This window comes from Flavobacterium sp. RSP46, from assembly GCF_003984825.1.
Classification (GTDB): domain Bacteria; phylum Bacteroidota; class Bacteroidia; order Flavobacteriales; family Flavobacteriaceae; genus Flavobacterium.
Genome location: NZ_RYDM01000007.1, coordinates 146,912 through 159,298 on the forward strand (window position 1 = coordinate 146,912; position 12,387 = coordinate 159,298).

Genomic DNA, 12,387 nt, shown 5'->3' on the forward strand with positions numbered 1-12,387 from the left:
GAACACTGTAAACTTAAACTAGCTCTTCTCTTCTTTGTTGAAATAAACGAGATAGTAGTACATTTGTTTTTCCTCGTCCCATCCTTTTTCAACATATTTTTCAGCACTTTCAGGATTGATAAAATCCATTTTAATTTGGATATGTGTGTCTAAATTAATGATGTTTTTGATTGATTTTCTAGCATCAGAAACTGCTGCATTTGCAATAGGAAAAGAAGTAACATCTTCAATACTGTATTTTTCTCCTTTGTCCATTTTGTAGTTCTTGAATTCAGGAATAAGGTCTGGATTGTCTAAAACTTCGTTCAGGAAATTAGTTTCTTCAAACTGATCATTTTTGGCAAAATAGTTCACGGAACGGTTCATGAACATTACTTCTTCTTTCTTGTCCTCGGCTGGGAAAACAACATCCTTAGCAAAGTTCTGACAAAATTTTAAATACTTTTTAGTGATAAAGTTTTCATCCTCAAAAGCATCTACTGATAAGAAATGCTCTAGCCAGTATCTGGCATCGTAGCGGTTGCTGTCAACAGTCAGGATTTTGTACCCTTCCTCTTTTTTATAATTAAAAATGATGCAGCCTTTATCTAACTTGTTTAAACTCACACCTTGTTGCAAAATCATCTCTAAATGGGTTGCTTTTTCTTCAAACTGCAAGAAATCTGCTTGTATTTCACTTTTGAAAATCCCTATCGCATCCACGACATTATTATCAATACTTACGTTAGATAAATATGTAACGTACACTTCGCCATTCTTGATATGCGGATGATTGGATTGCTCAAATAAGTGGGTTGTGATTTTTTTAGAAATCTCATGAACGCTACTTGGATTGTCAAAAACTTCTGTTGCAAACTTGAACATATCATTGTAATCCAAATCAATTTCATGGGCAAACTGAAAATAGTTTTCTTCTTTTTCTCTAAAGGGTTTAAAGAAAAATTCTTTCATCAAGGGAACAATTTCATCATTTAAATTAAAAGGCTGCTCTGATAAAAAAATGGCTTCGTTTCTGCTTTTATTACCCACTCTATGAATGGATAAGTTCTCGATGTGTGTGTTATATAAGTTGATCATGTTTTTTATAAGATTTCCTCCCCTCAGTCCCTTCCTAAGGAGGGGTAGATGAGACGTAATTTTGTATTTGTTGATTTTTTTTATAATTGTCTGGAATCATACCTAACAAAGAAAGCCACGTAAAAAAATGTTCATTGGGTATCAATACGGACATTCATTTTATTTTATATGGTTAGTCGCCCTCACCTTTGGAGCAGGTTGGGGAGAGGGCTAATTCCAATTTTCCTCAAATCCATAGTCTTCAAAACTATCATCGCCTTCAAACATGTCCAGATCATCTTCGTCCAAGCCATCTTCAAATTCATCATTATAGTTATCGGCATTGTCAGATTCAAAGTTTTTCTCCATCGCTTCATCCGGCATTTCCCCGTGAGAAAAAATAGTTTCCGGATATAAATTACCCAGCACTTGGTCTTCTACAGCAGCAAGTTCTACAAGGAATGTCCACATATTGATAAAGTCATAGACATAAAGAATTTTGGTATTTTGTTTGTCTAAAATATCAGATAATTGATAGTCGCTCATGATTTTTTGCTCACCGGGAACATCACCGGTATCAAAAAGTGAAATTTCCTCTTCTTGGTTCCAAGTCTCATCACAAGTATAAAAAGAAGCTACTTCCATCCCGTCAAAACCAAAAGAATTGAAAATAGCATTGTGTAAATCTTCTAAAGTATCGTCTTCAAGTATTGCAATGTCTCTAAAAACATCTTCTTCCGCGTCTAGAATCACTCTAAATTTATAAACCATAATCTTTATTTATATTAAAAGTCCAAAGGTAAAATATAATTTTAGATTTAGATTTCAGATTTCAGATTTGTTAATAAGATTTTTGCGTATGCACGAGAAAGGAATACATCAATGTCAAAGTCTTTTTGAAGAAAAGAAGGAAAGTGTATTTTGTTTTCAAATCACTTATTTGAATAAAAAGTTACAGTTTTTTTATTTTAAATACACGGGCTACTCTTTTTCGGTACTGGTGGTATTTTTTATGATTTGGGTATTGTCTTTTTGATGTCATGTTATTTACAATCAATGCAATAACAAGAAGTATGAGTGAGCCAGTTAGCACAGGATACAGCACATACCAGTATCCCAGTTCTTTAATTTTTGGGGAGCCAATTATGGCTATCAATGCTGTGGCACCTCCCGGCGGGTGAAGCGTCTTTGTCATTTGCATCAAAACTATAGACAAGGAAACTGCAAGCGGTGCGGATAACCATAGAATATCAGGGACAAATTTAGCAATTGTTACACCTATAATTGCTGAAACCAGGTGGCCTCCAATAAGGTTTCTAGGCTGTGCTAATGGACTTTGAATCACACCATATACCAATACACTCGATGCGCCAAAGGATCCAATTAAATATATAACATCAGATTCTGGTAAAGCTTTTGATTGCAAATAGGCTATTATTCCAATGCCAATAAAAGAACCCAAAAAAGCCCAGGAATGTTCTTTGAAATCAACCAAAGTCTCCTTGTACAGAATGTATTTGGTTTTGCGATAACTCCTTTTTATTTTTTGAACGTGCATAGGAGATTATTTTATTAAACTTGGCGAATAGGAATAAACGGTAAAAGGGTAAATCATTTTTGCCGTATATTTTGATATTAAGCAAACCAACAAAATAGGAATAAACAAAGTGTAATCATTCGTTAGCCCACAAACTAAGAAAATAGAAGTAAAAGGGGCATGAATACTGGCGCTTAAAACGGCAGCCATCCCCATGATAATAAAGTTTATCGGAATTACATGAGCATTAAAATAAGTGTTTGTAACTAAAGCAAGAAGCAATCCTAAAAAAGCACCCATGAAAAGACTGGGTGCAAAAACGCCTCCATCTCCTCCTGAAGCAAGTGTGGCTGATGTTACAATGGGTTTCAGGATGATGATGCCAATGATTGTTAGTGCCAGAGGGAAAGTCAATGACATTTCATTCGAACTAACAAAAATAGTTTTAATAGCATGATAGCCTTCGCCATAAAGCTGTGGAAACAGGAATAAAGAGGAACTTAAAATCAGCGATCCTATTATAATTTTGAAATATGGAATTTTTATTCTCGTAAATTGGGCTTTGAAAAACAATACACTGCGCGTTAGATACACAGAATTCAATCCTGACAAAATGCCTAAAAGAATAAAATAGGGAATGGCTTTAAGATGCCAAGTTGTAATATTTACTGCAAACAGTGGTTTTTCGTCCAATAAAAATACCAGCCCAAAAGCAATGGCTACCGCAATCAAGTTACTAAGTAAGAATGCTCGAGTGACTTTTCTAGAAATAACCTCTATCGCAAAAAGAATTCCAGCGATCGGGCTGCTGAATATAGCTGTAATTCCAGCGGCAATTCCGGCACATATCAATTCAGTTTTGTATTGTCTAAACACATTTTGCTTTCTTTGAGCAACGGAGCCAATGGTTGCCGAAGCCACAACAGTTGAGACTTCTATCCCGGTGGAACCGCCAAAAACGACGGTCAATAATCCGTTAATGAAATGAGAAGGGATTTTATAACTGGGTAAATTTTTAGATTTAGAATTGGTGCTTTCAAAGATTTCTTTTATGCCTTTGTTTTCCTTTTTCTTAAATAAATATTCCCTAAGAAAATAAATAATCGACAATCCAAATACGGGAAAAATAACTAAGAATAGTGGATTGATAGTCGCTTGATGAAAAAATATTTCCTCATAATATTCTGTAGCATTTTTTAAAATAACACCTAAAAAAGCAGAAAGAAAACCAATCAAAACAGAGACAATAACTAATTTTCGGAATTTAATGAAGCGATAATTTTTTTTTATTCTTGCAGTAGTGTTCATTTAAAAGGGGGATGGAATCTTTATTAGTGTAATAAAAAGAATTTAACTCAATGTTGCAAAGATAAAGAAACAAAGCCAGATTAGAATTAAAAAAAGAAAGGCATGGTTTTCTTTTGCGATTCTGGTATTATTTTATTCTTTTAAATTTAGGAAGCATCTTATTTTTCATAAAATTCTAAAGGTAATTCATCCGGATCGGCAATAAAGAAGAACTTTTTTTGGGTAAATTCATCGATGCGTATTTCTTCGGAAGGGATGTTTTGATTCAAAAAATACTCGCGTGTTTTCTGAATATCATCTACTTCAAAAGCTAAATGACGCATTCCTGCCGCTTCAGGAGCGGAAGAACGTTTTGGCGGATTTGGAAAAGAAAATAATTCTATTACATATTCTCCGTTAAGTGCCAAATCAAGTTTATACGATCGTCTTTCCTCACGGTAAATTTCCTGAATAATGGTAAGTCCTAAAACAGTTGTATAGAACGTTTTAGATTTTTGATAATTGGCACAAATAATGGCAATATGATGAATTTTGTTAAGTTGGATCATATTATTGTTGATTTAATTGCCGGATCACTTTTGCCGGATTTCCAACGGCTAACGAATTATCAGGAATGTCTTTTGTAACCACTGAACCTGCACCAATAACGCAGCCATTTCCTATAGTGATTCCCGGACAAATAACGGAATTTCCTCCAATCCAGCAATCATCACCAATGGTGATTGGTAAGGCATTTTCCAGCGTTTTTCTCAGTTCAGCATCCAGCGGATGTGTGGCGGTGTACAATTGAACTCCTGGTGCAAAAAACACATTGGAACCAATAGTGACCTTGGCACAATCTAAAACAACACAGTTTACATTAAAATACACGTTTTCCCCACAACTGATATTGTAGCCGTAATCGCAAAAGAATGGAGGTTCAATGTAAAGATTTGCTCCTGCATTAGGAATTAGTTCTTTTAGAATTTCCCGTGCTTTTTTAGTTATTCTGTATTCCACAACATTTAATCGGTGGAGCAAATTTTTAGATTTTCGCCTGTCTTTTACTAAAACAGGATCGCCTGCTAAATAATATTCTCCGGCAATCATTTTCTCTTTTTCGGTTTTTATTTCCATACTTAGTTTTTTTGTTTTTGGGCATGCCCTGCGCAAAAGCTCCGGTCGGGCTATTCGTTACAATCTTTCTTGTCTCGCTTTGACATCGAGCCAAGAAAGGATTTTCACTACTATCCCTCATGCTGATCCTGCTTTTGAAGCGCAATAGTACGTTGTAAATATAATCTAAAATTAAAATTATTACAACTCATCCTCGTATTTCAACAGTTCAGTATTGTATTGTTTTGCCACCTTCTTTTCTAAAATACATTTGCTTTATAAAAAAATTAAATACGATGAAACTAACATGTACTAAGCAGCCAAATCATTTCAAGAAAAGTCTTAATTCGATTTTTTTATTTGCCTTTTTATTATTTAGCTTGACTATTTTTTTACAAAATACAGTTTCCGGGAAAGTGGTGGATGAGAAAGGAAAACCGGTTTCTGGAGCTAATATTTTTATCGAAGGAACGTATGATGGTACTTCCAGTACTGAAATGGGGGAATTTTAGTTTTACGACTCAACAATTGGGAATCAAAGTTTGTTGATGATTTTTCTGATTTATCTAGTGCGTTTGCCGCAGCCGTAGCCAGTAGAATTGGATTTTGAACAAATCAAAAAAATGCTGTCTAATCCATTTGAAAAAAATTACAAAAAAAGATTTTCTGTAAAAATAGGCCAACATTTAAAGGTGATTTCTGCCGATGAAATTGAGTGTTTTTTTAGTGAAAATAAAGGAACCTATTTGCATACTTTTGACAATAGGAATTATTTAATAGAAACAACTTTAGAACTTTTGGAACAGGAATTAGATCCAAAGGATTTTTATCGGGTAAGCCGAAAATTCATAGTTCCTCTTAAAGCAATTAAAGAAATTGTAGTCTACAGCAACTCCCGTTTGAAAGTTATTTTACCTTCTTACAAAGACGAAGAAGTAATTGTGAGTAGAGAAAAGGTTTCTGATTTCAAGAGTTGGATAGGCTGATAATAGTATTAAACAGATAAAGTATATAATAGGTGTTAAATAGCTCTTTTTTAGTGAATTAGGTATTTAGTATAGAATATGTCTATAGTGCTTTTATACCTTTAAAAATGTTTTTCGGATTCCAATTAGAACAAAAATGAGTGCCGTGTAAAGTATAAAAAACGGAATGATATATTCAATTAAATTCATAGGTAACATTACCGCAATTATCAATAGTTGGAAGCCCAAACCGTAGATAGAAAGTATCGTCATAAACCAATTAGGAAACGTTTTTACTTTGTAAGCTTCTTTATCAAGAGAGTGAATGATTTTGTCGAATGTTCCATAAACGAGGGTGTAAACACGGAACAGAATATCGACAGATTTTTGGGTTTCTCCGGGTAAAGCTCTGGGTGATTTGTACTCGAAAATTTTACTGGTAGTGTCTCCGCCAACGGATTTATTTCTTAAAATCACATAGTAGTAATTGTATAAAGTGCCCTGCAATTGGATGCCGATAAAAGCCAAAATAGTAACCCAAAATGATGTTTTTGAAACATAACAAATAGTCATTAAAAGCAGAAAATTTAAGATGATATCAAATACACTGTCCAAGTATCTTCCAGTATAAGAAGGCGTGTTTTTTAAGCGTGCTAGTTCACCATCTGCTGCATCAATCATTGATTTCAAAATGATAAAAAAACTTGCGAAATAGTAACTTCCTTGCAGAATACAGTAAATAGCAATCAAGCCCGAAACACCAAAAAGTAAGGTGACATGAATAGGAGTAAACCGAGTGTTTTTTAATTGATTGGCAAGAAATTTTCCAAATGGTCTTCCATAATCTGATAAATCTAAAAATTTATCTTGAGCGGCAAGTTTAGACATTTATGTTGGTAAACAAAGAAATGCGACAATATAGTCAGGTATTATTTTGAATTGAACACGGTTTAAACCGTGGGTTATGTTTATTTCTTATTTTGATAATCGGTGTAAAGTGAATGTCATTGCCGTTAATAAAAAGAAAGCCATCACTTGATGTAGTAATCCCAACCAAAGTGGGACACTGTAAAGCAGAGTAAGGATACCTAATGCAAATTGCAAGAAGACAATCAACACCAATATATTGATTCCTTTTTTCTGAAGTGAGGAAAGAGTGTGTTTTCTGCTTGTAAAATAAAGAGCAAGAATTAATCCTACCACGACATACGCCATAGTTCGATGTACGAACTGAACGCCGCTTTTTCCTTCGATAAGATTTAAAAACAAGGTGCTTTTTTCTATAAAGACACTCTCGTGAATGAATTGACTATCACTCATCAGCGGCCAATGATTGTGAATCAAACCCGCATTTAAACCCGCAACAAACCCGCCATAAATGATTTGGATAACTAGAAAAATTAATGTGACACGCGCGAGATTTCGTAATGGAGGTATAGCTGTCGCTTTGTTTGGGTAGATTAAATCCAAAGCTACCCAGAGTGTGTAAGCAAACGTTATAAAGGCAAATGTAAGGTGTAATGCCAATCTAAAATGACTTACATCCGGATTGTCGATTAATCCGCTACGTACCATAAACCAGCCCAGAAATCCTTGAAAACCACCCATGAATAGTAGAACAACACATTTTTTTATAGTCTCTGTCGAAAGACGTTTCTTGAACAAGAAGTATATAAAAGGAAGGATAAACGCTAAACCTATTATTCTCCCTATAAAACGGTGAAACCATTCCCAGAAATAAATGAATTTGTAATCACTTAACGTAAAATCATTGTGGATGTTTATTTTTTGGTACTCCGGAAATTTTTTATATTCTTCAAAAGCGTATGACCATTTTTCTGCTGTTAAAGGAGGAAAAGTATCAGTTACTAAATGCCAGTCGGTCATTGATAAACCGGAATTGGTCAATCGGGTAATTCCTCCCACTACAACCATCATAAACAATAATAAGCATCCTGATAACAACCAAATGATAACGTAATTATTCTCTTTTTTCATTGTTTGAAATTAATTTTTGCAAAGATATTTGAAATGTAATTAATTGTTAACTCAACAAGCGTTAATCTTTAATCCGATTTTTGCGGCTCTTTTTAGCATAAATTGAAAAGCAGCTTCATATTCATTTGGAATTTCTCCTTCTAAAATGGCTTCTTTTATGGCTTCTTTCAGCATTCCGATTTCTTTTGAAGGCTTTAAGTTAAATTTTTCCATAATTTCTTCACCTGATATTGGTGGCTGGAAATTACGTACCTGATCCCGTTCTTCGACTTCTACAATTTTCTGGCGGACGATTTCAAAATTATTGTGGTATTTCTTGAATTTATTTGGATTCTTCGTTGTGATATCCGCTTCGCATAGTGTCATTAAATTCTCAACGTCTTCGCCAGCGTCAAAAACCAAACGGCGCACTGCAGAATCCGTTACCGTATCTTGGGATAAAACAATCGGTCGTGAACTCATCATGACCATTTTTTGCACAAATTTCATTTTTTGATTCAGCGGCATGTGCAAACGTTCAAATATTTTTTTTGCCATTTTGCCACCAAGAAATTCATGTCCGTGAAAGGTCCAGCCTTGTTTTTTAGTAAAACGTTTCGTTGGTGCTTTACCTATGTCGTGCAATAATGCTGACCAGCGCAACCAAACATCATCAGTATGCGGACAAATATTATCGACAACTTCCAGCGTGTGATAAAAGTTATTTTTATGGGTATGGCCTTCAATTTCTTCCACTTGATTCAGAGCAGTCAATTCTGGAAGAATAATATCTAAAAGTCCAGTTTTGAACAATAGCAAGAATCCTACGGAGGGTTTGTCTGTCGAAAGTATTTTATTCAATTCATCGACAATGCGTTCTCCGGAAATAATTTTGATTCGTTCCGCATTTTTGGTTATCGAATTCAGCGAATCTTCTTCGATTTCAAATCCCAATTGGTTTGCAAAACGAATCCCTCTCAACATGCGCAAAGGATCGTCAGAAAAAGTAATATCCGGATCCAAAGGGGTTCTGATTATTTTGTTTTTTAAATCTTCCAATCCGTTAAAAGGATCGGAGAGTTCTCCAAAATTAGCGGTGTTCAAAGATAAAGCCAGTGCATTTATGGTGAAATCACGACGGTTTTGGTCGTCTTCTAAGGTGCCGTTTTCTACAACTGGATTCCTGCTTTCAAAATTATAGGATTCTTTTCTGGCTCCAACAAATTCAATTTCGGTGTCTTCAAAACGCAGCATCGCTGTTCCGTAAGTTTTGAAAATCTGAACTTTTGGTTTGTTAGGAAGTAGTTGTGACACTTTTAAAGCCAATTCAATTCCGCTGCCCACGGCAACAATATCAATGTCTTTTTTAAAGTCTCTCTTCAAAAGTAAATCTCTTACGAAACCACCAATCACATAACTGTCAACGCTAAGTTCTTGAGAAGCTTGAGAAATTACTTCGAATATTTTGTTATGTAAGGCTGTTTTGTAGTTCATTTTTTATTACCGCAAATTCGCTAATTATTTTTTGGTATCAACGATACGTTTGTATTCTAAAGAGGTCAAGTTAAAATTAACCAATATTGCAAGTTTGTTTCCAGAAATTTTTAAATAATTTAAACATTGATTGTAATGACTATTGTTAAAACATTCGACAGTTTTTATTTCAAGAATTATTTTGTCATGGATAATAAAATCTGCATAAAATTTATGTTTTAAAATTGAATTTTTATAACTAACAGAATATTCTTTTTCCCTCTCATAGTGAATATTATTTTCGTTAAATTCAAATTCTAAGGCATCTTTATAAACTATTTCAGAGAAACCTTTACCAAGATTTTTGTGTACTTCATACAGGAGTCCAACAATTTTATAACATTCATCTTTATAAATTAAATCATCCATTTTTAAAATTGAATTAGTGAATTAGCGGTAAAAAAACAATTATTTCCGAATCACTTTTACCTGAGAATCACTTGTCAATTTTATAATTGTAGATGGTTTTCCGGCAATTTTTTCGCGATGCAAATTTACAACATAGTCCACGCCTTTTATAATTTCAGGACTGATTTCTTTGAAACTTTTTGGAGTAGGTTGTCCGGAGATATTTGCTGATGTGGAAACCAACGGTTTTTTCATTTTTTCCATCAATTTAAAACAAAAAGGTTCCTTTACAAGTCTAATTCCTAGTGAGTTGTCAGCTGCGATTAAATTGGGTGCTACGTTTCGTGGTTTGTCCAGAATTAAAGTGGTTGGGTTTTGATTTGCCAGTTCACTATCGGTCAGGTCAGAGAAATCCATAATTTGCCAGGCTACTTCCGGAATGTCTTTGAATACATTGTAAATCATTTTATCGCCATTCATCAAAACAATCATGCTTTGGGTTTCGGCTCTTTTCTTGAGTTTGTAAATTTTAGCGACAGCCTCTGGATTTGTGGCGTCACAACCAATTCCCCATACGGTATCAGTGGGGTAGAGGATGATTCCTCCATTTTTTATGACTTCGTAAGCATTGTGTATTTCTTGGTTGATATCCATGATTATAGATCGATTATTTTATAAGTGGGAATTGCTTTGATTTTTAATTTATTATGATAAACATAAAGATTAATTAATCTTTCAGATATAAACCCGAAAATTCGTGCTTGATAGTCATCCTTGGGAATACTGACTTTAGATTCCAATTCAAATAGAATAGAAAAAAGCCAGGTGTAATAATCATCCCAAATTTTCTTGGAACAAATCATCATATTTGCTACATGAAACAGTCGACCTTCGTCTAAATGGGTTACAATACTTTCTTTGTATTGCGGGTACTTCTCACTAATTATTTTTTTTGTTAAATCCCAATCTTCTTTTCGGTGATCTTCACAGTAGTTTTGAGTCAGTGTAGTATTTTTAAATTTATATGGTTTACAAAGAATTACATCGTACTCCGAGAGTATTTTAATGATTTTTTTTTCTAAAATTTCTCCATCAGTTTTAACTAATTTTGTTTTTTTAAAATCATCAATCTTAATTTTTTTTTGAGCGGAAGGTTGGAAATTATAAAAGGGATTGAAAAAATTAAAATACCTCCTGTAATGACAGATTCCAACGTATTCAACATCCGTAATATTTTTCCAAATCCAATAAGAAGCAGTTAATTCACAGTAGTTTTTGTTTTTATTAGCAATGTTATCGAGCGCGTTGTCTCGCAAAATATTTGTTGCAATGTCTACATTTTCGCCGACTTGTATCGGGATATGCAATTCGTTAAATAAAATAGGGGTCTCTTTATGTGTAACTGTAAAAATTTTAACCATTTTCTAGTTCTTTTTTAGATTTAATTAATGCGGATGCAATTATTTGGTGCATGTCGTAATATTTGTATTCTGCCAATCTGCCTCCGAAAATTACATTATTAAGGGTTTCGGAAAGCTTTTTATAATTGAGATATATCGCTTGATTTTTTTCGTCATTAATAGGATAATAAGCCTCTTTTTCGGACGTCCAATTTTCAGGATATTCTTTTGTCACTACAGTTTTCTTTTGGTTGCCAAATTCAAAATGTTTATGCTCTACGATCCTAGTATGTTGATATTCAATGTCATTATAGTTAATGCCTGCATTTCCTTGAAAATTCTCGGTATCCAGAATTTGTGTTTCAAATCGCAACGAGCGATATTCTAGTTTTCCAAACCGGTAATCAAAATATTCGTCAATTTTCCCCGTGAAAACAATTTTTGTTGCGATATTTTCAAAGTACTCTTTGTTTTCGAAATAATCTGTATCAAGTTTCACTTCAATGTTTTCCAATAAATTTTCTATAATTTTATTGTAACCTCCAATGGGGATTCCTTGGTAGCGATCGTTAAAATAATTATTGTCAAAAGTAAATCTAACGGGAAGTCTTTTAATGATGAAAGCAGGCAGTTCGGTGGCCTTTCTACCCCATTGCTTTTCAGTATACCCTTTGATCAAGGTTTCGTATATGTCTTTTCCCACCAATGAAAGTGCTTGTTCTTCGAGGTTTTTAGGGTTGTCGCTTCCAAATTCCTTAATTTGATGCTCAATTTTATTTTTTGCTTCAGACGGCGTTTTGGTTCCCCATAGCTGATAAAAGGTATTCATGTTAAAAGGTAGATTATAAAGTTTACCCTTTGAAAGCGATAGAGGCGAATATACGAAATGATTAAAATTCACGAATTGATTTACATAATCCCATATTTTCTTGTCATTGGTATGAAAAATATGCGGGCCATATTTGTGGACATTTATTCCTTCAATATTTTCACAATAAATATTTCCTCCGGTGTGTTTTCTTTTATCTAAAATTAAACACTTTTTACCCGCTTTTGTTGCCTCATGCGCAAAAACACTACCGAAAAGACCTGATCCTACTATTAAATAATCATATTCTTTTTTCATTCAACAAAAATAGATATTTAATACTAAATTGCAACAAATTTC

Annotated in this window: 14 protein-coding genes and 1 pseudogene; 2 read left to right on the forward strand and 13 right to left on the reverse strand. The window is 33.8% G+C overall.

Annotated features, from left to right (window positions below; translation table 11 throughout):
* Positions 1-18: 18 nt before the first annotated feature.
* The 6 genes from EKM01_RS11955 to EKM01_RS11980 all read right to left on the reverse strand — a co-directional run bounded on the left by EKM01_RS11955 (position 19) and on the right by EKM01_RS11980 (position 5,011).
* Entirely contained in the window at positions 19-1,077 is a 1,059-nt protein-coding gene (locus tag EKM01_RS11955) for a nucleoid-associated protein (protein WP_126460403.1), read from the reverse strand.
* A gap of 210 nt (positions 1,078-1,287) precedes the next feature.
* Positions 1,288-1,827 carry a hypothetical protein gene (locus EKM01_RS11960; RefSeq protein WP_126554398.1) on the reverse strand — a complete coding sequence of 180 codons (540 nt, stop codon included), beginning with the start codon at positions 1,825-1,827 and terminating at the stop codon, positions 1,288-1,290.
* 181 nt (positions 1,828-2,008) lie between these two features.
* Positions 2,009-2,614, reverse strand: coding sequence for an HPP family protein (locus EKM01_RS11965; RefSeq protein WP_126460409.1), 606 nt, complete (start codon positions 2,612-2,614; stop codon positions 2,009-2,011).
* 6 nt (positions 2,615-2,620) lie between these two features.
* Entirely contained in the window at positions 2,621-3,901 is a 1,281-nt protein-coding gene (locus EKM01_RS11970; RefSeq protein WP_126554399.1) for a chloride channel protein, read from the reverse strand.
* Positions 3,902-4,059: 158 nt separating this feature from the next.
* Positions 4,060-4,449: a VOC family protein gene (locus EKM01_RS11975; RefSeq protein ID WP_126768536.1), complete on the reverse strand. Its 390-nt coding sequence runs from the start codon at positions 4,447-4,449 to the stop codon at positions 4,060-4,062.
* Between the two features lies 1 nt (position 4,450).
* Positions 4,451-5,011 carry a sugar O-acetyltransferase gene (locus EKM01_RS11980; RefSeq protein WP_126455241.1) on the reverse strand — a complete coding sequence of 187 codons (561 nt, stop codon included), beginning with the start codon at positions 5,009-5,011 and terminating at the stop codon, positions 4,451-4,453.
* Positions 5,012-5,292: 281 nt separating this feature from the next.
* On the opposite strand from EKM01_RS11980, the gene EKM01_RS11985 reads away from it, so the two are divergent.
* On the forward strand, positions 5,293-5,508 hold the full coding sequence (locus tag EKM01_RS11985; RefSeq protein ID WP_126768537.1) for a carboxypeptidase-like regulatory domain-containing protein: 216 nt from the start codon (positions 5,293-5,295) through the stop codon (positions 5,506-5,508).
* 81 nt (positions 5,509-5,589) lie between these two features.
* Positions 5,590-5,982 (forward strand): annotated as a pseudogene (locus EKM01_RS11990) (LytR/AlgR family response regulator transcription factor); the annotation flags it as partial.
* Between the two features lie 93 nt (positions 5,983-6,075).
* Here EKM01_RS11990 and EKM01_RS11995 read toward each other — a convergent pair.
* From EKM01_RS11995 to glf, 7 genes are all read right to left on the reverse strand, one after another.
* Positions 6,076-6,849, reverse strand: coding sequence for a CDP-alcohol phosphatidyltransferase family protein (locus EKM01_RS11995; RefSeq protein WP_126768538.1), 774 nt, complete (start codon positions 6,847-6,849; stop codon positions 6,076-6,078).
* Between the two features lie 87 nt (positions 6,850-6,936).
* Positions 6,937-7,959, reverse strand: a complete 1,023-nt coding sequence (locus EKM01_RS12000) for a COX15/CtaA family protein (RefSeq protein WP_126768539.1) — start codon at positions 7,957-7,959, stop codon at positions 6,937-6,939.
* A gap of 51 nt (positions 7,960-8,010) precedes the next feature.
* Positions 8,011-9,432: a CCA tRNA nucleotidyltransferase gene (locus tag EKM01_RS12005; RefSeq protein ID WP_126768540.1), complete on the reverse strand. Its 1,422-nt coding sequence runs from the start codon at positions 9,430-9,432 to the stop codon at positions 8,011-8,013.
* A gap of 24 nt (positions 9,433-9,456) precedes the next feature.
* Positions 9,457-9,840, reverse strand: coding sequence for a GxxExxY protein (locus EKM01_RS12010; protein WP_126554421.1), 384 nt, complete (start codon positions 9,838-9,840; stop codon positions 9,457-9,459).
* Positions 9,841-9,879: 39 nt separating this feature from the next.
* Positions 9,880-10,473, reverse strand: a complete 594-nt coding sequence (locus EKM01_RS12015) for an L-threonylcarbamoyladenylate synthase (protein ID WP_126554423.1) — start codon at positions 10,471-10,473, stop codon at positions 9,880-9,882.
* 2 nt (positions 10,474-10,475) lie between these two features.
* A complete protein-coding gene (locus EKM01_RS12020; RefSeq protein WP_126768541.1) occupies positions 10,476-11,240 on the reverse strand; it encodes a DUF4422 domain-containing protein in 765 nt (254 codons plus the stop codon).
* Positions 11,233-12,345 carry a UDP-galactopyranose mutase gene (glf, locus tag EKM01_RS12025; protein WP_126768542.1) on the reverse strand — a complete coding sequence of 371 codons (1,113 nt, stop codon included), beginning with the start codon at positions 12,343-12,345 and terminating at the stop codon, positions 11,233-11,235. Before glf ends, EKM01_RS12020 begins: the two co-directional genes overlap by 8 nt.
* Between the last annotated feature and the right edge of the window lie 42 nt (positions 12,346-12,387).